17 protein-coding genes are annotated in these 23,480 nt (G+C 63.1%); 7 read left to right on the top strand and 10 right to left on the bottom strand.

The genetic code is table 11. The features are described from left to right. Positions 1 to 71 precede the first annotated feature (71 nt). Complete coding sequence (locus ABD050_RS26005; RefSeq protein WP_343892463.1) at positions 72 to 812, bottom strand: glucose 1-dehydrogenase; 741 nt, start codon at positions 810 to 812, stop codon at positions 72 to 74. 254 nt (positions 813 to 1,066) lie between these two features. Here ABD050_RS26005 and ABD050_RS26000 point away from each other — a divergent pair, with 254 nt between their 5' ends. Continuing rightward, positions 1,067 to 1,672, top strand: coding sequence for a TetR/AcrR family transcriptional regulator (locus tag ABD050_RS26000; protein WP_343892462.1), 606 nt, complete (start codon positions 1,067 to 1,069; stop codon positions 1,670 to 1,672). Positions 1,673 to 1,929: 257 nt separating this feature from the next. Here the strand turns inward: ABD050_RS26000 and ABD050_RS25995 are convergent, their stop codons facing one another. Beyond that, on the bottom strand, positions 1,930 to 3,513 hold the full coding sequence (locus ABD050_RS25995) for a nitrilase-related carbon-nitrogen hydrolase (protein ID WP_343892461.1): 1,584 nt from the start codon (positions 3,511 to 3,513) through the stop codon (positions 1,930 to 1,932). 79 nt (positions 3,514 to 3,592) lie between these two features. Between ABD050_RS25995 and ABD050_RS25990 the strand changes: the two genes are divergently transcribed. Continuing rightward, on the top strand, positions 3,593 to 3,937 hold the full coding sequence (locus tag ABD050_RS25990; RefSeq protein WP_343892460.1) for a MerR family transcriptional regulator: 345 nt from the start codon (positions 3,593 to 3,595) through the stop codon (positions 3,935 to 3,937). 262 nt (positions 3,938 to 4,199) lie between these two features. Here ABD050_RS25990 and ABD050_RS25985 read toward each other — a convergent pair whose 3' ends face one another. Beyond that, positions 4,200 to 4,628 (bottom strand): SDR family NAD(P)-dependent oxidoreductase, encoded by a 429-nt coding sequence (locus ABD050_RS25985; protein ID WP_343892459.1) that lies wholly within the window; start codon positions 4,626 to 4,628, stop codon positions 4,200 to 4,202. Between ABD050_RS25985 and ABD050_RS25980 the strand changes: the two genes are divergently transcribed. Further along, complete coding sequence (locus ABD050_RS25980) at positions 4,629 to 4,850, top strand: DUF6118 family protein (protein WP_343892458.1); 222 nt, start codon at positions 4,629 to 4,631, stop codon at positions 4,848 to 4,850. It begins immediately after the preceding gene. A gap of 239 nt (positions 4,851 to 5,089) precedes the next feature. Here the strand turns inward: ABD050_RS25980 and ABD050_RS25975 are convergent, their stop codons facing one another. The 3 genes from ABD050_RS25975 to ABD050_RS25965 all read right to left on the bottom strand — a co-directional run bounded on the left by ABD050_RS25975 (position 5,090) and on the right by ABD050_RS25965 (position 10,186). After that, positions 5,090 to 6,403, bottom strand: coding sequence for a CitMHS family transporter (locus ABD050_RS25975; protein ID WP_343892457.1), 1,314 nt, complete (start codon positions 6,401 to 6,403; stop codon positions 5,090 to 5,092). A gap of 172 nt (positions 6,404 to 6,575) precedes the next feature. Next, positions 6,576 to 8,936: an outer membrane protein assembly factor BamB family protein gene (locus tag ABD050_RS25970; protein WP_343892456.1), complete on the bottom strand. Its 2,361-nt coding sequence runs from the start codon at positions 8,934 to 8,936 to the stop codon at positions 6,576 to 6,578. A 161-nt stretch (positions 8,937 to 9,097) separates the two neighbouring features. Continuing rightward, positions 9,098 to 10,186 carry a hypothetical protein gene (locus tag ABD050_RS25965; protein WP_343892455.1) on the bottom strand — a complete coding sequence of 363 codons (1,089 nt, stop codon included), beginning with the start codon at positions 10,184 to 10,186 and terminating at the stop codon, positions 9,098 to 9,100. Positions 10,187 to 10,540: 354 nt separating this feature from the next. Between ABD050_RS25965 and ABD050_RS25960 the strand changes: the two genes are divergently transcribed. Beyond that, positions 10,541 to 11,290: a class I SAM-dependent methyltransferase gene (locus tag ABD050_RS25960; protein WP_343892454.1), complete on the top strand. Its 750-nt coding sequence runs from the start codon at positions 10,541 to 10,543 to the stop codon at positions 11,288 to 11,290. Positions 11,291 to 11,396: 106 nt separating this feature from the next. Further along, entirely contained in the window at positions 11,397 to 12,581 is a 1,185-nt protein-coding gene (locus ABD050_RS25955; RefSeq protein WP_343892453.1) for a citrate/2-methylcitrate synthase, read from the top strand. A 49-nt stretch (positions 12,582 to 12,630) separates the two neighbouring features. Here the strand turns inward: ABD050_RS25955 and ABD050_RS25950 are convergent, their stop codons facing one another. From ABD050_RS25950 to ABD050_RS25935, 4 genes are all read right to left on the bottom strand, one after another. Continuing rightward, complete coding sequence (locus ABD050_RS25950; RefSeq protein ID WP_343892452.1) at positions 12,631 to 14,844, bottom strand: TonB-dependent receptor; 2,214 nt, start codon at positions 14,842 to 14,844, stop codon at positions 12,631 to 12,633. 413 nt (positions 14,845 to 15,257) lie between these two features. Continuing rightward, positions 15,258 to 16,652 carry an FAD-binding oxidoreductase gene (locus ABD050_RS25945; RefSeq protein WP_343892451.1) on the bottom strand — a complete coding sequence of 465 codons (1,395 nt, stop codon included), beginning with the start codon at positions 16,650 to 16,652 and terminating at the stop codon, positions 15,258 to 15,260. A gap of 51 nt (positions 16,653 to 16,703) precedes the next feature. After that, the gene (locus ABD050_RS25940; RefSeq protein WP_343892450.1) at positions 16,704 to 17,768 is read right to left on the bottom strand and encodes an isocitrate/isopropylmalate dehydrogenase family protein; all 1,065 of its coding nucleotides are present in this window, start codon (positions 17,766 to 17,768) and stop codon (positions 16,704 to 16,706) included. Next, positions 17,765 to 18,625: a fumarylacetoacetate hydrolase family protein gene (locus ABD050_RS25935; RefSeq protein WP_343892449.1), complete on the bottom strand. Its 861-nt coding sequence runs from the start codon at positions 18,623 to 18,625 to the stop codon at positions 17,765 to 17,767. The genes ABD050_RS25940 and ABD050_RS25935 overlap by 4 nt, the downstream gene beginning before the upstream one ends. A 406-nt stretch (positions 18,626 to 19,031) precedes the next feature. Between ABD050_RS25935 and ABD050_RS25930 the strand changes: the two genes are divergently transcribed. Both ABD050_RS25930 and ABD050_RS25925 read left to right on the top strand, forming a co-directional pair. Continuing rightward, entirely contained in the window at positions 19,032 to 19,910 is an 879-nt protein-coding gene (locus tag ABD050_RS25930) for a Crp/Fnr family transcriptional regulator (RefSeq protein WP_343892448.1), read from the top strand. Between the two features lie 63 nt (positions 19,911 to 19,973). Then, positions 19,974 to 23,462 carry an indolepyruvate ferredoxin oxidoreductase family protein gene (locus ABD050_RS25925; protein WP_343892447.1) on the top strand — a complete coding sequence of 1,163 codons (3,489 nt, stop codon included), beginning with the start codon at positions 19,974 to 19,976 and terminating at the stop codon, positions 23,460 to 23,462. The last annotated feature ends 18 nt before the right edge of the window (positions 23,463 to 23,480 follow it).

The raw sequence follows: 23,480 nt of genomic DNA, 5'->3' as shown, positions 1-23,480 counted from the left end.
CGATGTTCGAAGCGCTGGTTGAATATCGTCCCGCCCATCGCGGGCGGAACGGTCAGTGCGTGCGGACGGTGCTATTGAAGACCGCCACTGGCGATGAGGACCGCGCCCGTCATCCAGCCCGATTCCTCGGACGCGAGGAACGCAGCGATCCTGGCGATGTCCTCCGGCTGGCCGATGCGACCGAGCGGTGTCTGGGCTACAAGACCATTTCCCGAACCACCGCCCCGGATGCCCGCTGACCCCTCGGTCTCGGTCGGGCCGGGATTGACGCAGTTAATCCGAATTCCTTTTGCGCCAAGCTCCTTGGAGAGGACTCCCGTAATCGTTTCAACGGCGCTCTTGCTGGCTGCGTACACTGAAGACGTCGGGGGCTTCATCGTCGTGATGCTCGCGCCAATATTGATGATGCTCCCGCCTGCGCCCATGCGGATGGCAGCAGCCTGTGTGACGAGCAGGAGCCCGAGCACATTGATGTTCATCAGCGTATGAAAATGCTCCTCGGTGATGTCCTTGAGGCTCGCGAATTCGTATCTGCCTGCATTGTTGACGAGGATGTCGAGGCGACCAAAGGTCTGGATCGCCGCGTCGATGATCGCCCGCGCATCTTCCGCCTTCGAAACATCGCCTTTAACGGCCACGGCGCGACCACCGCCTTCCTGGATGGTCGAGACGACTGTGTCCGCATCCCTTTGGCTCGAGGCATAGTTGACGACGACGGACGCGCCCTCCGCGGCCAGCTGCCTGGCGATCGCGGCGCCGATGCCCTTCGATGCGCCGGTGACGATCGCGACCTTACCGTTGAGTCCGTGCATTGTCGTCGCTCCACCTGGTTTCCTGTCGATTCAATAGGAAAACGGCCTCCAGGCCCGTCGCGAAAGATCGGATGGAGCATCACGGCCATGTTTCTTACTGTTCGGTAAGGAATGCCACCCTTGTGCTTTCGGCGTCAAGCGATAATTTACCGGTCAGTAAGAAACCTGGTCCGGGAAACATGCCGAGAAAACAGTCACATAAGCCACCTGGACGACCCCGCGCCTTTTCCGAGGAGTGCGCGCTTGATGCTGCGATGAGCGTTTTCGCGGCGAAGGGCTATGAGTCGACCTCTCTCGCCGACCTCGAACAGGCGATGGGGATCAACCGGGTCAGCATGTACGCGACCTTCGGGAACAAGGAAGCGCTCTTCGTCAAGGCAATGACCCGGTACACCGAGGTCGGCAGCCACCGATTCCTGCACTATCTCGCGGCGCCCAGCGCGCGCCAGGGTTTCGAGACCCTCCTGCGCGAAAGCGTGGCCATGTTCACTGACCCACAGGGGCACGGCGTCTGCTTCGTGACCCAGGCGCCCCTCACCGGCGCGAACATCTCGGCGCAGACCAAGCGGTTCGTCGCCGAACGACGCGCCGGCATCGAGCTGATGTTGTGCCGCCGGCTCCGACAGGCCCTTGACGAAGGCGAGCTGGCGCCGGGCACGCCGATCGAGGATCTGGCCCGCTTTTTCGCGACAACGATCCTCGGGCTGGCGCTGCAAGCGCAGCATGGCGCGACGCAATCCGAACTGCTGCACGTCGCCGAGATTGCGATGAGGACCTGGCCGCCAGCTCGTCGACGACTCCGCAAGAGCAACACAACCAGCGCGCACGCCGTCACGGCGCGGATCGCTGCCGCAAGATGATCGCCACTATTGTTGCGGAGTGAAGGCGGGACATCTGCAGGCCGCGCCACGCGGCCTGCCGCCACCGCCGTTCAGGCCGGCACCCGCGGTCGTCTCCTGAGCCTCGTCGGCCGGAGCGGTTAGCATTGGGCAGGTCGATTCCACGTTCGTACGAGGCGATCCAGACAGCGGCGGGTGGAGTGCGACCATTGTTGCGTGAACGTCGCAAGGCACGTCGGCTGCGCTCCCCTGCCCCGAATTCGGCTGCCTCCCCAAATCTAGGCGGCACGCCGTCGCCCGAAGATCGCAGCGTAGATCGCAGCGAGCAGGCCAGCGAGGGATATCCAGATCAAGAGATCGCCCGTCCTGTTGTACAATGTTGGGGCCCCCTTTGTGGGTAGATCCGCGTACATGATATGCGCCTCCGGTCCTGTCGTGTCCTGTGTCGCCAGGATGCGGCCGAAACGGTCAAGCGCCACCGACTGCCCCCATGCCGACGAGCGCAGCATCGAATAGCCGTTCTCGATCGTGCGCACGCTCACCATTTTCAGCGAGTGCGTTCGCCCGAGTTCGGGCCAGTCGAACCCTGGCACCAGCATCAGATCCGCGCGGACCCGGGCCAAAGCGGGAAAATCCGCGTCGAAGCAGATCATGTTGCTCAGTAGCCCGAACGGCGTAGCGAGGCTCGGCAAAGGGTTGGCGCGTGGCGGAACCGGCTCCATGATGGGCACGGGGTGGTTTTTGTCGTAAGACCATTGCTGACGACCGTCCGGTCCGACCATGATCGTCTGATTGCGCGCGAACGCCTCTCCGATGGCCGCGACGATATAGATCTTCTCTTCCCGGGCGACGTCGCCAATCTTCGCGACGAAGGCCGGCTTATCGGCATCGTTGAGCACCGGCGCGGCAGTCTCGGACCAAAGGACGATTTTTGCGCCACTGCGCGCGGCAGCGCGCGTGCTCGCGAGAAGATCGTCCTGCACGATGGCGTAAGCCTTGTGGGCGACGTCAACGGGCGTGCGGGTCTTCTCCTCCCTGGATGCAAACAGCGCGGTGGGAGCGAAGATCGTCCTTAGATCCGATGCAGCTACGCCCAGCCTTGGCGCCCGACCCTCGATCACGGCCCGCGCTGCCGTCTGCGCATACATGCTGGGGCTCACGGTCGCGGCCGGGACATAAGCCTGTGGCAACGGCGCGAAAGCGAGCCGTAACGCCCCACCGATCAGCACCAGACCCAGAACCACGACGGCAGCGATCGCCGCCCGCAACGCGGAAGGGTTGGCCGGCTCGTCCCAGACGAGGTTGCCCACAGCCGCGACTCCGTAAATCAAGAAGCCGATGCTATAGGGGCCGAGAACCGAGCACAGCTGAAGCAGCGCGAGGTTGTCGGTCTGCGTGATCGCGCGAACACCGTATAGCGCGCCGAGCGGTCCAAGCGTGGCAAACACATATTCTGCGCATGCCCAGGCAGCCGGCAGCGTGAGGGCCTTGCCGAGAATGCCGACCCGAGGCGCAATAAGGCGGTCGACGATATATGGCAGCGCGTAGATCGTACCGAAGGCGATGAGCTCGACCGCCTCCACCAGATGCTTTTGGGGCGGACCGACCTGCGCCCACCAGCAGCACGCATCCGCTATCGAAACCAGCCAGACGACCGGAAGACCGACCCAAAGGCGGCTGGTCCGGACAAAGCGGAGCAGGAAAATCGGCGCGATCCACGCGGCCAGCGACACGTCCCGGGGACCGCCGACCGCGAGCAGCGATGCAACAACGCCGATCGCCAGCCACAGCCAGGGCCCGCCAAAAGTCGCCAATCTCATGTCTCTGGGCGCCGGCACTGCAGCCGTCTGAACCATCGTCATGACCCCTCCTCCAAATGGCTACCGTCTCTTGATCGGCGGTGCTACACCTTCAACCTCTGTTTAAGGTCAAGGGGTTTTTGTGCGTATCGGTGAGCTTTCCAGAAGGACCGGAATCTCTGCGTCCCGCATCAGGTTTTACGAGCGGCATCAAGTGGTTCCGGTCGCGGACCGGGGACAGAACGGATATCGCGACTATCCGGAAACCGCCGTGAAGCGGCTCAAGCTCATCAACGATGCGCAACAGCTGGGATTCTCGCTCAAGGAAGTGCGGGCCTTCCTCGACGATGCGGCGCCCAGCTTCCCGTCCCGGGCCGCCACGATCGAGGCGTTGCGTCGAAAGATCGCGGATATCGACCAGCATCTGAAAGAGGTCAGAGCCCGCCGCGGCAGAATTACAAACCTGCTAAAGGAGATCGGCGGTTAAGCGCCAGGAAAGTCGGCCGCGAGGCTGATGTCGCGGGCCGCGCGAATTCCCTCCAGTCGCTGTTCGAGTTGCCCGACCACCGCGTCATAGCCCAAGGCGCCGAGCACCAGGTGGCGGGGAGGATTTGGAGTCTCCGTAAGGGCAATCATTGCCTCGGAGGCGCGAACGGGGTCACCGATCTGCGTCCCGCTCGCCTTGCGGGTGCCGGCCAGCCTTACCCCTGCAGTCCCGGCATATTCGGAGATCTGGGTAAGCGTCTGCTTCAGGAAACGGCCCGCCCAATCGGTACGAAACGGCCCCGGCTCGACGCACGTGACGCCAATGCCAAGGGGGTGACTTCCGCGTGCGACGAGTCGCTCCACCCGTCGACGGCGTGCTTGGAGGCGGCGTAGTAGCCGGAGCCGGGACGGAAGTTGAAGCCGGCAACGGAGGACAGCTTGATGATATGTCCGCTACGCTGCTTGCGCAGGATCGGCAGCACGGCGCGGGTCATCGCGAAGAGCCCGAATACATTGGCGTCGAACTGGGCGCGGATTTCGGCATCTTCGCCCTCTTCCACCGTGGCCTGATAGCCATAGCCCGCGGTGTTCACCAGCACGTCGATGCACCCGAAGCGCTCGATCGTCGCAGTGACCGCAGCATCGCAGGGGTCACCGGCGCGATCCTGCGCGTCTTGCCGCAAAGCTGGCATATGCCCGAAGCGATGGCCGCGCGTATCGTTGGCGAACCAACGCGATGGGAGGCCGGAGCACGCCTGATGCGAGCCGACAGCCCGCAGGCATGGGCGACGCTCAATCAGACCGCGGACGCGCCGCGTGACAATCGCGAGGCCATCGATCAATGCCGCACTGTCGCCGAAAAGACCGTGAAGCCGGTGCGCTGCCCGGTCGAGATCAGACCGCCGCGAGCATAGGCTGGCGGTCCTCAAGCACAGAGGGTAACGGCGCACGTCATTTGCTTCCGCGCAGGGCATCACTTCCGGCATTCTACCATGCCGCCTCAGAATAACGACCAGTTTTGGCCCAACAGACGATCTGCAGCGGACTTTCTATCAGATCGCGTAAAGCGGCCATGAAGCGCGCGGCGGTCGCACCGTCGATCGCGCGATCGATTTGGGGATCGCGGCGCCGGGTGAAGTCGATCGGGCGGGACTCAAGCCGGTACGGCGCCGGTCAGCAGCGCCACCGCAATGATGATGGCGGTGATCAACAGATAATATTTCAGCGCGAACCGCTGGAGATCGCCCAATTCCACATCGACCAGCGCGCATTTGAGATACACAGCGGCGACGAGCGGGCTGAGGCCGTGGATTTGCAGCCCGAGCAGCGAGGCCCGCCCGATCGCCTCCGGCGATATGCCATAGGTTTGCCCGGACTTGGCGATTACTGGCAACACGCCGAAGTAAAATGCGTCGTTGGACATGAAAAAAGTCAGCGGCGAGGCGAGGACGGCGGTCACGAACCCCAGGTGCGGCCCCAGTGCCTGAGGCAGACCGGACACGATCGACCCGGCCATGGCGTCGAGCATGCCCGTGCCGGTGAGCACACCGGTGAAAGCGCCGGCGGCAAGCACCAGGATCGCGGTATTCAGCACATTACCGGCGTGGTTCACCAGCCGAGCGCGCTGATCCGACAATTTCGGGTAGTTGATCATCAGGGCCAGCGCGGTGCCGGTCATGAACAGGGCCGGAAGCGGCGCAAGGTGCAGGATCACGGCAAGCATCAGCACGACCGTCATCGCGACATTGACCCAGATCAGGCGCGGGCGGAGCGCGGCCGGATCGCTTTCGAAGGCTGCCACCAGGCTGTTGTCGTCCGGCACCGTGACGGTTTCCGACGTTTCGACATCGCGCCCCGCCAGCCTACGGCGCTCGCGGACCCCGAAGTACCAGGCGAGGGCGAAAGTGGCCGCCAGTCCGGCGGCCATCGCCGGCAGAAGCGGTACGAACAACGCGTTCGGGCTGACCTTCAATACGGCCGCGACCCGCGCCGCCGGGCCGCCCCACGGGGTCATGTTCAGGATCGAACCGCAAAGCCCGCCAAGAGTCAGAAAGATCAGCGAATTGATCCCGAGCCGACGGAACACGGGCAAGAGCGCCACCACCGTGACGAGCAGCGTGGTCGTACCGTCTCCATCCAGGGAAATGATGGCGACGAGCGCCGTCAGCCCCAGCGTTGCGCGAAGCGGATCATTCCCGACCCACCGGACGATCCGCGTAACCAGCGGCTGAAAAAGCCCGGCATCAATCATGATGCCGAAATAGAAGATGGCGAACACCAGCAACACTGCCGTCGGCGCGACTTCCTTGATGCCGTCGAGCATCATGCCACCAGCGCCCAGGCCCTTGCCAAGAAGAATCGCGGCCAGCAGTGGGACGAGGATGAGTCCAACAAGCGCAGACACACGCTTCATCATGATGAGCGCCATGAAGACGACAATCATCGTAAAGCCGGAAATCGCCAGCACGTTGGCTGATGTCATCGAATGCCTCCCCCGTTTTCTCTCATGTTCAGAACGCCGGACAATGTCCGTTTCCTAAAATCTTCCGCCCGCACGTCCGACCAGCAACAAGCCCGCGACGCGCGGGGCAGGCTGCGTCCGGCACCCTGGACACAATCTCGCCCGTTTCAGTGGCCTGTCAGTTGATCGTCAGGGCAACAAATTCGCCGGGATGGCCGGGGCCGCCGATCGGAACAACGATGTACTGCTTGCCCTTCCAGGCATAGGTCATCGGCACGCCCGTGGTCTCGCCGTCCAAAGTCGTTTCCCAGACGACCCTGCCGGTCGCCTTGTCGAATGCGCGGAACTTCTTGCCGCCGGCGCCGGGGGGGCTCTGCGTCATGCCCTCTCCCATGAACACCAGGCTCTTGGTTACGAGCGGCCCGACGCGCCCCGGCTCGCCCAGCGGGGGCAAGTTCAATCCCTTCAACGCCGGGTGATTACGCGGGCCATCGCCGTTGGCGACCGTCCATTTGAGCTCGCCCTTGTTCAGATCGATCGCGACCAGTCGGCCGTATGGCGGTTTGAAGAGCGGCAGGCCCTGCGGCCCGTCCGGCCGGGCCGCATCCTTTCGTACCAGGAACGTATCCGAACCCGCCGGGGGCGGACCGAGCTTGGCGGAACGCGTCGCCGTGATCGAGGGCACGTACAAAATGTTCGTTTCCGGATCGAGCGCGGCACCGGGCCAATTCGTGCCGCCCGAGCTGGTCGGCATGTGAAGCGACCCCTTCTTGCCGACTCCCTTGCCTTTTCCGTCGACGACGACCGGAAAGTAGACTGGTCCATAGGCATATTGATCGAGGATCTTCACCGCCTCCTCGTGCAGTTCGGGCGTGAAATCCATCAGGTCGGAGGCGGAGACGCCCTGTTGATCGTAGGCGAAGGGCATTCCATGCGAATCGAGTGGCATGGGCTGGGTTGGCGAATACCATTCCCCTGGCGCATCCCCCGCCGGGGCCGGATGTTCGATGATCGGCCAGACAGGCTTTCCGGTCGTCCGATCCAGCACATAGAGATAAGCCTGCTTCGAGGTCTGCGCGAGCGCCTTGATCGGCCGCCCGTCCACAACGATGTCGGCAAGCACGGGCGCGGAGGGCAGGTCGTAATCCCAGATGTCATGATGAACCGTCTGGAAATGCCAGGCTCGCTTGCCCGTGCGGGCATCGAGCGCCACGATGCTGTCGGAGAAAAGATTGGCGCCCCTGCGCTTGCCGCCGTACCAATCGTTGCTGGGCGAAGATTCCGGCAGATAGACCAGCCCGAGCTCCTCATCGCCGCTCATGGGCGCCCAGACGTTGGTGCCGCCCGTGTATTTCCACGAGCCCTCTTCCCAGGTGTCGTTGCCAAATTCCCCGGCCTGCGGGATGGAGCGCCACACCCAGAGCTGCTTGCCCGTGCGCACGTCGATACCGCGAACGTCGCCGCGCGGATTGTCGATCACCGTGACGCGGCGGTCGTCGTTGATGTCTTCTATGGCGGTACCTATGATCACCACGCCGCGAACGATCACGGTCGGGCCGGTGAGCCACGCAAACGCCTCCCCGCCTTTTTCCAGGCCTTGCCGAAGATCGACCTGACCGTTGACCCCGAAATCGGGATAGCGCTTGCCGGTCCTGGCATTCAGAGCGGTCAGATACCGGTTGCCGATCTGCGCGATAATACGATCGTCGCCCTTGCCGTCGGTCCAATAGGCGATCGCTCGCGTGGCGCTTCCCTCGATCGGCGCGGCACCGTCTCCGCGCGGCGGCGCGTCAGCGCTCGACACGGTCGCCCTCGGCTTGGGCACGGCGGTGGCGACCGGTGAATCGACGTGCCAGACGACCTTGCCGGTCACCGCATCAAGCGCCACCACGCCCCCTACGCCCGAACTGTAATAGACCATGCCGCCGATCATCAGCGGCGTGGTCTGATTGTTGCCGGACGGCTCCGCCGAGGAACCGAGCGCCTGCCGAACCTGCTGCGGCGATAGGGATTGCCGCCACGCGACGTGCAAACCCTTGACCGTATCCTTGTTGATCTGGTCGAGCGCAGCGTAATTCTGGCTCGCATAATTGCCCTTGTAGGCGCGCCATTCTGAAGTGGGGGCAGTCGGCAGATTCGGGATATTCACGCCGGTCGAGGACATGACGGACGTGGCCGTCGCGGAAGGGGCCGGCGGTGCCTTCGTCGGCTCGGCGGAAATCGGCGGCGGAGCGGAAGCCGAAGGTCGCGCGCCGAGGTAATTGGCGATGGCCTGCTTTTCCGCTTCGGAAAGACCGGCCGCCATCGGCGCCATGACCCCATGCAACACGCCGAAAATCTGCTGCGGCGTCATCTTGTTGATCTGTTCGAGACCCGGTGCCCGCTCGATCGCCGGTTCGTGACACTGCGCGCAGCGCGCCTTAAACAGCGCCTGGCCGTCTGCCCGCACCGCCTGGGCCGGCTGAGCCCCCACCGCCGCCCTGACCGCGAAGGACGCCATCAGCAAGCCGCACAGGGCGATCGCGACCTTGCTGCTCACCCCATTTGATCTCGTGCGCGTGTCCGATACCGGGTGGGAAGCGGCTGCCCGTCGCTCAGGCGCTTTCGGAGTGACCATTTCATTACCTTGTGTTGCGCCAGGAGACTGTTGCGACGGGGGCGAGCTTGCGCTCGTCTCCGGTCACGACCGACGGATCGAAATCATTTCGTTCCCGGCAGCGGGCGGTATCCAACCCGATCGTTGAGGAACGAGCTGAGCCAAAGCGTGTTGCCCACCGGAACGGCCGTCGCCACGCCGTCAAAGGCGGGGTTTGGCTCGGCATAGGCGATCACCCGCCACTGCATGGAAACCGGGTTCAGCTCGACGGCGGCGTAGCCACGAATGCAATCGTGGATCCCCTGTCCGCTGTTGACGACTTGCTGACGGGTGCCGCCGCAGGCCGGCTCGTCGGCCATTTTCCCGGCGGCGATAAGGTGTCCGTCTTCCCAGTGGATGTTGTCCAGGCTGGTGAGAGGCGCGGCGGATTGGCGTACGGGTTTACCCGGATGGGCGCGCGAATAGATGAGCACGCTGCCGCTATCGACCGAAACGACGTAGAACTCCTTCTCGTCGAGCGATGCTTCAATGCCGTTGGGGCCGAACATCTGCGTGCCGGGGATCTGGCGGAACCCGGCGTCGCCCGGCGTCCAGCTGGCCACCGCGCCGACTGTGATCCCGCTGGACGAGGCTTTCGGGCCCTTGAACGCAATGTCGCCGCGGATCGTGGCGAGGATCGTTCCATCGTGAAGTGCGGTGACGGCGTTGCCGACCATGCCCTTGGGGAAGGGCACGCAGCCGGTCCATGTCACGCTTGGCTCGGCGCCGCGCGCGTCGAGCGCGAACACCTGGATGCCTTCGAGCGCCAGATGGCTCACGACATACAGCCGATACAGGCCGGGCGCCGTGCCGGGGCGGAGCGCGAGACCGTGCGGCGCAAATCCCGCCGCATCGGGCGGACCCGGGCAATGCGGATAGAGCGCGGTATCCGGCCGGATCTGCGCGGGACCGCCCGTAAAAAGAGGCTTGGTCACCTTCTCGGTCGTATCGACGAGGCTAAGCCGCGCACCGGGGGCAACCCCGCTGGCGATGAGCCATTTGGTGTCGGGCACGCGAACCAGATCCTCCGGCTTCTTCAGCCCGCAGACGAATTTCAGACCGTCGACGGGGCCGCACGCATCGGTCGGGGCACTTTCGGCGGGTGCCGCGGCCTCCGAACGTGCCTGGACCGGCGAACCGGTTGCCGCGAACAAGATGCCGATAGCGAGAGACGATGAAAACCAGCGTGTCACAAATTACACCTTTCAGAACCTCATCCAACCAGCGCACCGTCCGTGCGTCCAATCCTTGTGGAATCGTAGCGTAGGGGTGTCGTGCACGCGGTCTGCGATGATCGGACGCCGAATATGGACGTGTTTATCGTTCGCGAAAGCTTAGTGTCAATGTCGACATAAACTATCGACGTTTGTAGTTATGGATTAACTGTCGAGGGCGACGTATAGCCTTCAAGCGAACGCAATCCACCTGCTCGAGCGCCAAATTTGCCTCCCCTTTTTTGGTCGTTATCGGGATCGGCGGCAGCGGGATCGTTTTGGAAGGAGAGGATCATGGGCGTCAAACCAGGCATGATGGCAGCAGCCCTCGCGCTGCTCACCGGTTGCACGACCGCGACGGTTGGAACGGCCCGGCTTGCGGCGCTCGCAAATCCGTCCCGTCCGGCTAGCGACACCGCTCGCGACGGAAAGCAAAAAGCGTCCGAGCTGATGGCGTTCGCCGGCATCGCGCCGGGACAGACGGTCGCCGACATGCTTCCGGGCGGCGGTTACTGGACGCGCCTCTTTTCCCAGGTTGTCGGCCCGCGAGGCAAGGTATTTGCAGTTCTGGCACGACCGTCGGCAGATGCACCGGCATCGACCAATCCCATTCCCGCCAAGGCTATCGCCGCAGGCCCCGCTTTCCACAACGTGACGGCGATCGAGTCCAGTTTCACGATGATGAGCCTGCCCGCGAAAGTCGACCTGTTCTGGACATCGAGGAACTACCGCGATTTCTATCGGCAGGGCAGAGAAACCGCACGCGCGATTTCGAAGGCGATCTACGACAATATGAAACCGGGCGGCCTCCTCGTCATCGTCGATCATGCGGCATCGCCGCAAATGGCGCTCGCGGACCAGACGAAATTGGGCCGCATCGACCCTGCGGTCGTCAAGGCGGACGTGGTAGCCGCAGGCTTCTTGTTCGCGGGCGAAAGCGATGTGCTTGCCAACCCTGCGGACGACCATTTGCGGATCATCATCGACCCGGCCATCATGGACCATACCGACCAATTCGTGTTTAAATTCCGCAAGCCGAGATAATCCGGCCGATACCGCCCCGCTGGGGCAAGGCACCGGTCCGGGGGGCTTGTCCGCGCCTGATATTGGCCTTACGTCGACGCGAAATGTCGTCGTGTAAGGTGAATGCGTGGACCTCTATATCGATGCCGAGCAGGCGGCGGCGGAACTCGGAATATCCCTCGCGACGCTGTACACCTACATCAGTCGGCGCGGAATCCGTTCGCAGAAAGTTCCTGGCACCAAGAAGCGGCAATATTGGAAAGCCGACATCGACCGGATCAAGTCCCGCAAGGGCAAGGCCCAGGAGGCGCCGCAATCCGGCGAGCAGCAAAATTCGCAACTGACCCTCCTTACGCCCGACGGCCCTTATTATCGCGGCCAAAGCGCGATCGCCCTTTCGGAGACACACAGTCTGGAGGACGTCGCAGCGTTGCTGTGGAATATCGACCGGGATTCCGTGTTCGGAGATTCCGTCGCCATGGCGCCTGTCGAACTGCAGAAGCTCTACGACGTCTTCGAGGGCGCAAGCATCGCCGATAAGGCCATCGGCATCCTGCCCTTCATCGAGCGCGCCAACCCGCGCGCATTCGACCTGAGCCACGAAGGCATGTGCCGCACAGGGGCCGATTTGCTGCGGTGGTACGCCGCGATCTTCGCCGGGCGGGATATTCCACACAGTGAGCCGCTGCACATCCAGACCGCTGCCCTGGCAGGCGGCAGTCACGAGGTTGCCGATCTTATCAGGCGCGTGCTGGTGATTTCGGCCGATCACGGCTTTGGCGCTGGCACGTACGCGGTTCGCGCGGTGGCGAGCACGGGCGTCACCCCGTACCGATCGGTGCTCGCGGGATTCGCGATCGCGCCGGGACGCCGCAATGTTCTCGGGCACCGCGCGGCGATTGCGCGTTTACTGACGGAATTGGACGAGAGCCCGAACCCCGAACAGGTGATCGCCCGGCGCATGCAGGAAGGCGAGGATCTGCCGGGCTTCCGGATACCTTGGCCCTATGTGGATGGCGATCCGCGGGCGCAGCGGCTGATGGAAGATCTCCAGCGCATTCGCGGCGACCATCCCCTTTTCGTAAAGGCCGCGGCAGCATTCGCCTATGCGAAAAACGAGCTTGGAAGGCATGCCGGGCACGGGATGGTCAACGATCTGATCGCACGGGTGATCGGGCTTCCCAGCCGCGAATATCTTTATCCGCTAGGGCGATGCGCCGGGTGGGTCGCACATTCGATCGAGGGCTATATGGCGGAGGATGTCGCGCAGCCGGTTGCCGATTACCGCGGCCCGCTTCCGCAGACACGCTGAGAGCAAGCCCGCCCCGCTTGCGGTGAGGCAAGCGAGGCGGTGTGGCGGCTCAGTATTTCCAGCGCACCGTCGCGCCGTAGGTACGCGGGGGCGCATATGCCGCAATGACGACACCCGAAATGTTGCCATCGTAGGTTTTGGTGAATTCCTTCGTCAGGTTCTTGCCCCACAGCGAGACCGTCCAATGATTGCCAGGCGCCTTGAACACCACACGCGCATCAATGAAGTTGGTTGGTGGGCGAGTATTATAGATATTGTTGCTCTCGTTGTCGTAAATGCGGGACGTGAACGAGTAATCAGCCGCGACCTGGAGTGAACTGCCGCCTGCGAAATCATAGGTGTAAGAAGGTGAAACGGTCGCCTTGTGGTCCGGCGTATAATCGAGGCGGTTGCCCTTGTAGTTCGCGCTTACCGCGCCGATGAACACCGGAAAATCGTCATAGCGCGCATGCGTGTAGGCATAGGTTGCATCCAGGCGCAGCCCGGCGCCAACGTCGATATTAAGCTCGGTTTCATATCCGTAAATTGTCGCGAATGCATTGAAGATGAGCGCCGTCCCGTTCGGATCCTGGACGCGGTTCTGAAGGTTGTCGTATTTCGAATAAAAGAACGAGTTGTTCCATGTTACCCGGCCACGGAAGAACTTGCCGCGCTGCCCAACTTCGTAACTGGTCACGGTTTCCGGATTTACGGCGAGTGCTGCGTCGGCCGCATCGGCCGGCGTGTCCTGGAAGCCACCGCTTTTGAAACCGCGAGCAACCGATCCGTACAACATGAGGTTCCGCGACAGGTGAATATCGGCACCGGCACGCCAGCTCAATGCACCCCAGCTTTTGCTCGCCGTCACGTCGTATGGGGTCGACACGAAGAAAACCTGTGATACGTTGAATGTTCCGATGCTGTGCGCTGTCTTGTCGTCATTGGTATAGCGCAGACCGCCGAACACATTGACAGTATCTGTAATCGGTACGGTAGCGTCGACATAGCCAGCCCAGCTGTTAGTCGTGGCATCCTGCGTAATCGACTCTGTGCGAATAGCAGGATTGCGCAGGCTGCGGTTCGAGTCGATCCGGAATGTGTGGGCATTGTAATTGTAGATGCCTGCGACCCAAGTGATCTTGCTGCCGGGCAACGACTTCATCTGAAATTCATGGCTGAACAGATCCGATTTCTCATCGTCCCCGCCATCCACGTCGCGGGTCTGGCCGACCGCGGTATTCTTGTCGAGCGAGCCGTCGAAATCGTAATTGCTCACATACCTGATGTGCTTGAACGATCCGAGATAGCTCAACGTCGCGAAGGACAAGTCCAGCTCGCTCTTGAAGCGGACATCCCAGACGTCGCGGTTCTGCTTGCCATCGATGGTGGCGTACGTCTTGTACTGGAACGGATCGACGAAGAACCGATCGACGAAGCCGCCCGATGGCTGCATGTATTGCGGGATACGGTTGCCCGGGCCCTTGTTACGATCGGTCACCGTCTCGGCGGTCAAGTGGAAGCGTACGTTGGCTGCCGGCTCGACCAGCAACTGCCCGCGAGCGGACCATGTATTCTGGTTGTCGAGTTCGCCAATCTTGTCGCCGGCCGCGTCGATCCGGTCGGTATAGCCATCGTGCCGATGGAGGGCACCACCGAGGCGGAGCGCCGCGATGCCCTCTTGCAAGGGCACGTTGACATAGCCTGCCAAGTCCGTCTGGTTGTAATTGCCATAGGTCCCCTCCGCCGAGACGTCGAGAGCCCTGAGATTCGGCCGGTTGGTGACGATGTTGATCGCGCCGCCCGTCACGTTACGGCCGAAAAGCGTGCCTTGCGGACCTTTGAGCACCTCGATTCGTGCGATGTCGAACGGATCGAAGGCAATGCCCGACGGGCGCCCGTTGTAGATTTCGTCGACAAACACGGCCGAACTGGGGTCGCCGCTGGCACCGCGTGAGGACGAGCCGACGCCGCGGATCGCGATGCGGGGTTCGGAAGCCGGGAAACCGTTGAAACCAATGCCGGGCGTGCGCTGGACGACATCACCGACCGATACGAGGTGGGCGTCCTGAATGAGCCCCTCGCCGAGCACGCTGACCGTGATCGGCACGTCCTGCTTGCCCTGGTCGCGGCGCTGCGCGGTGACGATGATGTCGCTCGCTTGATCCTCGACGGGCGCGGCCGCCGGCGCGGCTGCGCTGGCCTGCGCGGATGCGGCCGAGGACACTCCCAGCGCGGCGATCGCCGCCGAAGTGAGAAAGACCCCTTTAGCAACTTTATTGAACATATAGCCTCCCCTGTCTTGATTATGTTTCAAGAGCCAGTCGTCATGATAAGCCGACTTTGACATGATTAAAAGTCGAATCTTTGACAAAATCGACATACATCGACTGTTATAGTCGATGTGTACTGTTCTTCGCCGGGTCGGGTGAGAGCGGAACAATGCGCCTGAGCCATCATAGCGCGGGCGACGAGTGCCTGTGCCGCACCGCGTCCATTTGAAATCTTTCGTCGCTTTCAGACGGCCCCGGAACCGAGCACTTCCTGAAGACACCCGGCCGCAATCCGCTCCGGCCGAGCAAAGGCCATGGCCGTGATCAGGCGCGGACTTGATCGCCGTGCGTTCAGGCCGCAGTAGCCCTGCGACGAATTATTCCGCGACCTACACCGCTCCGGACGACCATCTCGAAACGCACGCCACTATCCCGCTTCCTCGCCCAGCACCTTTCCCGGGTTCAACAGCCCGAAGGGGTCGAGCGCCGCCTTCAACTGCTTCATCAGCGCAATCTCCTGGGCCGTGCGCGAGATCGAAAGCCACTCGCGCTTTTCCAGTCCGATACCGTGCTCGGCGGAAACCGACCCGTTGATCGCGGCCAGCGGTTTGTAGACAATCTCTTCGACGCGGCGACGCGCTTCCGGACTCCAGGGCCGGGGCGAGACGATGATGTGCAAATTGCCGTCACCGATATGCCCGTAGACGATGAAGCGGACCTGGTCGCCCCATTCAGCGTGCAACGATGCTCGTAGTGCCTCGATGAAGTCGTTCATCGTGGCGAGCGGCAGGCTCACATCAAAAACACTGGCTGGAAAGAGAATTTGCCGAACGGTCTGGGAATCCTCGCGGATTTCCCACATGGCATTGCGCTGCGTCTTGGACGAAGCGATGACCGCGTCCTCCGCGAGGCCTTGCTCGAGGCATTCGCCCAGCACGGCTTCAACCAGCGCCGCATCGTGATCGGGATCGGTGCCGGTTGCTTCGAGGAGAACGTAGAAATCGTATCCACCCGCCAGCGGCGCCTGATGACGCCCGCTTTCGATCGCGACGAGTTCGTACCCCTCGCGCCACATGACTTCGAAAGAGCTCAGCAATCCGCCCAGCCTTCTGCTCGCCAGGCCGAACACATCGGCCAAGTTGTCGAAGCCGTTGATCGCCAGGATCGCGGTGGTTTCGCTGGCCGGGATCGGCCGCAGGCGCAACACCGCCCGCGTGACGATTCCCAACGTGCCCTCGGAGCCGATGAACAGATGCTTGAGGTCGTAGCCGGCGTTGTTCTTGAGCAGGGCGTTCATCGACGAAATGATCGTCCCGTCAGCAAGCACGACCTCCAGGCCCAGCACGTTTTCCCGCATCATGCCGTAACGGATGACCGTATTGCCGCCCGCATTGGTCGAAATGTTGCCGCCAATCGAGCACGAGCCGCGCGCGCCGAGATCGACGCCGAACGCCAGGCCATGTTTGGCGGCAGCCTCGTGAACCGATTGAAGCGGCACACCTGCTTCAACCACCATAGTCATCCCGATGACGTCGATCGATTCAATGGCGCGCATGCGTTCAAACGAGATCTGCACCTCGTTTTCCTGTGCGTCCACGCCGTGGACGAGGCCGGTGAGGCCACCCGCCGGGACGACCGGCTGGCGCGCCTGATGACACAATTTCATGATGGCGGAGAGTTCGGACGTGGTGCGCGGGCGGACCACCGCCATGGCGCCGCACTGCGCGCGCCCTTGCCAATCAGCGGGGCGCGCCCGGACATCGTCGCCGACGATCAGGCCCGCCTCGCCGACCACCTCCCGGATCGCTTCAAACAGGTCCATTGTCACCGCTCCGTCGCAACACCGGCGAGCGGATCACCGCCGCCGGTAACATCACTGATTCTGGTACGCAGCGAGAACTGCATCGGCCATTTGCTTGGTCGTGGCGGTCCCGCCCTGATCGCGGCAGAGCGTTTTCCCCTCGCGGAAGACCTGCTCGACCGCCGCCTCCAGCCGTGCTGCCTCGGACGAGAGCCCCATGTGTTCCAGCATCATGGACGCGGAGAGAATGGTCGCTGTCGGGTTGGCAATGCCCTGGCCGGCGATATCCGGTCCCGAGCCGTGGCAGGATTCGAAATAGGCCCAGCCATCGTCGCCATAATTGCCGGATGCCGAGACGCCGAGACCGCCCGCGACCTCGCCGATAATATCCGACATTATGTCGCCATATTGGTTCATGCAGACGACGACGTCCATGGTTTTGGGGTAGCGGACCGCCCGGCGCGCCGCATCATCGACGTGATAATAATCGTAGGAGAGTTCCGGATGTCCGGCGACGATCTCCCTGATCGTGCTTTCGAACAGGCCATCGGATATCGGCAACACATTGGACTTGGCGACGCACGTCACCTTGCCGGGATATCCCCTCGCCTTGCGGGCAAGCGCCAGTTCGCAAGCGAACCGACCAATCCGTTCCGCCGCTGCTCGCGTGACGACCTTGACCGCGAACTTGCCATCGCCGCACTCACCCAGCGTCCGGCCGAACATGTCGGTCAGATCCGGCAATACGCGCTTGATATCGGCAAGATCGCCTTCACGCCCCGGATACATACCCTCGGAGTTTTCGCGCAGGATGATGCAATCGATGCCGTCGGGATCGGCAAGCGGCGATTGCATGCCCGACATGAACTTCGCCGGCCTGACCCCGGCCCAAGCGTCCATTCCCCAGCGCAGCCATCCGATTACCTGCGCGGTGTCCGGCCCGGCCGCGCCGAACAGCACGCCGTCGGCCTCGCGGCACGCTTGCCGCGTCGCCTCTGGGAGGGCAGAACCCGGCCTGTCATATTGAGCCGGCGTGAGGATCTCCACCGGCATGCCCGCGGCAACCATGAGGTCGCACGTCGCTTCCACCACTTCGATGCCAATACCCTCGCCCGGCAATGCAACAATCGTCTTCACGCTTCGGACCTTTCCTGTTCGACGGGGTTCGACAGAAGGCCGATACCGACGATTTCCACTTCACAGATGTCGCCCGGCTTGAGCCAGATCGGCGGATTTTGCCTTGCTCCCACGCCGCTGGGCGTACCGGTGACGATGACATCGCCCGGCGAGAGGGTCATGGCTTCCGAAATGACGTGGACCAGCGTCGCGACATCGAAGATCATGTCCTCGGTATTGTCGCTCTGAAGCACCCGGCCATTGACCCGCGCCTCCAGGTGCAGGCCCTTGGCGCCGGGCGGGAGTTCATCAGCCGTCACGAGTTCGGGACCGAAGGCGCCGGTGCCGTCGAAATTCTTGCCCATGAACCACTGCTGGGTGCGAACCTGATAATCCCGCACCGAAGCGTCGTTGAACACAGAATAGCCTGCCACATGCTGGAGCGCTTGCTCGACCGGGATGTTGCGGCCGGATTTCCCGATGACGGCTGCCAATTCGACTTCGTAATCGAGCAGATCCGAAACATTCGGCCGGATCAGCGGAGCGTCCGCCCCGACCAAGCTTGAGTGGTAACGCGAAAACACGACCGGATATTCCGGAACGGGTGTATTCGATTCGGCGGCATGCTTCCGGTAGTTCAGACCGATGCAAAGGATCTTGTCCGGGTCCGGAATGGGCGGCAGCAATCGAAACGAACCGGGCGCGAGCAGCGGAGCTTCGCTCAACCTTGCGCCAAACTCGACGACGGCATCCGGGCCCTTGCCGATCACGTCGCGCAACGCGAAACCGAGTTCCGAAACCGGCAGGCCGCGGTATCCGGCCGTCGTAAAAAGTCCTACGCCATTTCCGGCAGGACCCGTGTAGCTAATGAAGCGCATATTTCTATCCCACATCTACGTGCAGGCGAGGCGATCGCCCGGACAAACTCAATCTTGCGTGCTACCCCTCGGTCGATCCGAAGCGGTGGGCACGTGACAGCCGGTCACGCGCCCGCGGCCGATCCTTGCGGGCGAGATGACGCGCAAACGGTCGCGCGACGACGCCGGAGCGTATCGCAACGCCGGGCGGTGATTGCGGACACAGTTTCAATGTGACTCCTCCCCGGCGGTCGCTTCCGTGTGAACGTGCGATGCACGCGCAATCTGCTTCCCGCTTTCTTGAACCGAGCGTCGGCGCTCGATCGTAGCCTCTTAACTCATCTCAACAATAACTCGTCAAGATCGACTTCCTTTGTCGATATGATCGGCGCACAACCTTCCGGCTGCACCCGTCCTCGCCGACCGGATGCCAGTGCGATTTATATCTGCGGGAGCCGGAAGGGGCCGCGAAGCAAGCACCTCGCCGCCGACAACGAGCCCCGCGATCGTCCGCTGGTGGAGACCGCCCGCGCTTTGCATTCCGGCCCGGATACCCTCATATCGGATCCACACATCCTGCGGGGTACAATCAACGTCGTCGGCATACGGGAGTGAATCGGTTCCAATGCCAGATACGCGCTCGGCCGACTTCGATCTCCTGAAATGGCTGGATCCCGAGACACAGGCCGCCTTCTTACGGGCGGTCCGCCACAGGGATTATCGCGCGGGTCAAATCATCTATATCGAGGGCGACCACGGAGACGAGATGTTCCGGATCGCGCACGGCTCGGTCAAGCTGTCGCTGTCGCGCGAGGATGGGCGGCATTTCGTCCTGCTTCACCTGGAGGAGAGCGGTTGCTTTGGCGACAGCAGCCTTGTCGACGGTGGCGAGCGGCCGCAGACGGCACAGGCAAGCAGCGACACGCGACTGCAAGTGCTGGACAAGGCGGCGTTCGACCAATTGCGCGAACATCACCCCAGCTTCAGCTACGCCGTGATGCGGTTGCTCGCATTTCAAATGCGCTCGGCGGCGTTTCACTATGTCAACCGCAACCTCGACAATTTGCAGACGCGGGTCGTCTCCCGCCTGCTGCAGATGCTGCCCCCCGCCGACGCGGCTGGCAGCGCGATCACCCTGCGCCTGTCGCAGGCCGATCTTGCGTTGATGGTCGGCGGCTCGCGCCAGCACGTCAACCGGGTAATCAAGCGGCTCGAGGGTCTCGGCCTTGTTTCCGTCAGTTACGGTGCGATCTCCACCAGCGATCGCGACGCCCTGGCTGCCTTATTGCGGGGAGATTGTCACTAAGGTGACAGACTCCGCACTCCGATTGGCAGACATTGGGCCAAGAGGATGTTGAGAGGCACGATGATGACCACGGCCACGTCGGCACCGCGCGAAGCGGAGAGAAATGCGATCAGGCTGTCGGACAAATGGGAATTGTCGAACGGCCGGATTATGATCAGCGGCACTCAGGCGATCGCGCGCGTCTTGCTGGCGCAACGTGCGCTGGACGGCATGGCGGGCCTGAACACGGCCGGATACATCAGCGGCTATCGCGGGTCGCCGCTGGGCGGCGTGGACACGGTCTTATGGTCCGTGGCGAAGCAGCTTGATGCGGCGGACGTTACTTTCCAGCCGGGCGTCAACGAGGATCTGGCCGCGACGGCTGTCCGCGGCACCCAGCAGATCGATTTCGTTCCCGGCCCGCGCGTCGATGGCGTATTCGCCGCCTGGTACGGCAAGGGCCCGGGGGTCGACCGTTCGATCGACGCGCTGAAGCACGGCAATTACGCGGGATCGCATCCGAAAGGGGGCGTGACGATCTTCTACGGGGACGACCATGGCGGCAAATCCTCCACGGTGGCGCATCACAGCGAGCAGGCGATGGCGTCCGCGCGAATCCCGTCGCTATACCCCGCCGACGTCGGCGAGGTGCTGCGCTTCGGCCTGCTGGCCAACGCCCTGTCGCGGTACAGCGGATCCTGGGTCGGCGTGAAACTGGTCAACGAAGTCGCCGAGCAGACCGAAACGATCGATATCGACCTGTCCGGCTTCGACGTGTCGCTTCCGCCACACCAAGCGGGGCCACCCGAAGGACTTCACGTGCGGCGCGCATATCTGCCGCCGGTGCGTGAGGAGCAGATCGTCGATGAATTCCGGCTCCCGCTCGTCATGAGTTTCGTGCGGGCGAACGGGATCGACCGCACCGAGATCAGGGCGCCGGAGGGCAGACTCGCGCTCGTCACCGCGGGCAAGAGCTATGGCGACACCCGCCGTGCGCTGCGCCTGCTCGATCTGTCGGACGAGCGGGCGGCGGCGCTCGGCGTTTCGCTCTACAAGGTTGGCTGCATCTGGCCGCTGGAAAGCGCGGGCTTGCGCAGCTTTGCCGAGGGCCATGAGGTCCTGTTCTTCATCGAGGAAAAGGCCGCGTTTCTGGAGCCGCAGGCCGCGCGCGCCTTCGTCAATGACGTCCGCCGCCCCTTCTTCATCGGCAAGCAGGATGAGGACGGCGCACCCTTGCTATCCTCGACGCTGCAACTCGACCCGTTCACGATCGCGCTCGCACTCGCCGAGCGCCTGCATCGCCTGGGCATCCACGATGACGCGGTCGAGGTGGGGGCGGCGCGGCTGCTGCAATGGGCATCTCCGGGCGCGGCCATGGCCAACCCGCTCTTGCGCCGCGCACCGTTTTTCTGCTCCGGCTGCCCGCACAACCGCTCCACCAAGGTGCCCCCAGGCAGCTTGAGCATGACGGGAATCGGATGCCACGCCATGGTCGGACTGGCGCGGCCAGCCGAGGCGCTGCCACCGACCCATATGGGCGCGGAGGGCATGAACTGGACGGGGTTGGCGCCTTTCACCACCACCCGCCACATCTTCCAGAACATGGGCGACGGCACCTATTATCACTCTGGCCTGATGGCGATCCGCGCTGCCGTCGCATCGGGCACGAACATCACCTACAAGATCCTGTACAACGATGCCGTGGCGATGACCGGCGGCCAGCCGGTCGACGGTCCGCTGTCGGTCGCGGAGATCGCGCAACAGGTGCGCCACGAAGGCGTCGGCAAGATCATCGTGCTCAGCGAGAATCCCGATACGCATCGTGGCAACTCCGCTTTCCCTGCGGACGTAAGGATCGGCCACCGTGACGAGCTCGACGCGGTGCAGCGCGAACTGCGCGAACTGCCGGGATGCACGGTGCTGATCTACGAACAGACGTGCGCCGCCGAGAAGCGTCGTCGCCGCAAGCGCGGTCTCTATCCCGATCCGCCGACCCGACTGCACATCACCCCTTCCATATGCGAAGGGTGCGGCGACTGCTCGGTCCAGTCGACGTGCATGAGCCTGCAGCCGCTGCCGACCGATTTCGGCGTCAAACGGCGCATTGATCAATCGAGCTGCAATAAGGACATGAGCTGCCTCAAGGGGTTTTGCCCCAGCTTCATCACGGTTCACAATCCCGACATGCGCAAGCGCCCCGGCGTCTCCGGCGCGGCGGCGCTGCCCGATATCGTGCGCCCCGCGACCGTGTCGCTGGCCGAGGGCAGTTGCAACCTGTTGATCGCGGGAATCGGTGGCACGGGCGTCATCACGGTCGGCGCGATCATCGGAATGGCGGCGCATCTTGATGGTAACGCCGCGTCTCTGTTCGACATGACGGGGCTTGCGCAGAAGAACGGCGCCGTCTTCAGCCACGTCCGGATCGGGGCGAATCCAAGCGATCTCCATGCCCAGCGGCTCTCGCGCGGCGAGACCGATGTGCTGCTGGCGTTCGACCTCGTCGCGGCGATGGAAGCGGATGCGGTGGCGACACTTGCGGACGACCGTAGCCATGCCGTCGTGAACAGCGCGATTTCCCCGACGGTCGCCTTCCAGTTCAATGCCGCCGCCGTTCCGCTCGCCGGGCCTCTCGTCGCGCGGCTCGAGCATGCGACGCTGGACGCGGTCTTCGCCGACGCTACCTATATGGCGACGGCGATCATGGGCGACAGCGTCGGCGCGAACCTTTTCATGGTCGGCATCGCGGCGCAAAACGGGCTGCTGCCGGTATCGGTCGAGTCGATCGAACGGGCGATCCGGCTGAACGGAACCGCGGTCGACTTCAACATCCGTGCCTTCACGCTGGGGCGTCTGTTCGTGACCGACTCGGCACGGGTCGAGGCGATGCTTCCATCGGTCGCAGCGCCCGCCGCAAGCGATGATAGCGTCGCGGCCCTGATCAACCGTCGCATGCGTCACCTGACGGCGTATCAGAACGAAGCGCTTGCGAACCGCTATCAGGCCCTTGTGGAACGGGTGCGGACCGCCGAACTGGCGATCTCGGGCGGCGATGCGCTCACCCGGACCGTCGCTGCCAACTATGCCAAGGTGCTGTCATACAAGGACGAATACGAGGTCGCACGGCTGCTGACCGACGCCAGGGTGATGAAGGAACTGCGCGATACCTTCGGCGAAGGTGCAAGCTTCAGCTACAATCTCGCACCTCCGATCCTCAACGGCGCGTTGGATAACGGCAGGCCCCGCAAGCGCGCCTTCAAGATGAGCAGCTTCAAGCCGGTTCTGCACGTAATGGCCTGGGCCAAGTTCCTGCGGGGAAGCGCCTTCGATCCATTCGGATATTTCGCCGAGCGGCGCGCCGAACGCGCTCTGATCGGCGCGTATGAGCAACTCGTCGACACCGTACTCGCCGAGATGAGCGCGGAGCGGCTCGACAAGGCGATTGCGGTGCTCAACCATGTCGACAGCGTTCGTGGATTTGGGCCGGTGAAGGATGCGGCGCTCAAGGCATATGCGCAGACGTTGCCGCAGAAGATCGAGGCGCTCCGCGCGCCGGATCTCGCCGCGGCGGCGTGACGACGCCTGGACAGCGCC

Origin of the sequence: Sphingomonas oligophenolica (assembly GCF_039522915.1) — a bacterium.
GTDB classification, from domain to species: domain Bacteria; phylum Pseudomonadota; class Alphaproteobacteria; order Sphingomonadales; family Sphingomonadaceae; genus Sphingomonas; species Sphingomonas oligophenolica.
Note: the sequence above shows the minus strand (reverse complement) of the source record. Positions and strands in the feature narration are given on the sequence as shown.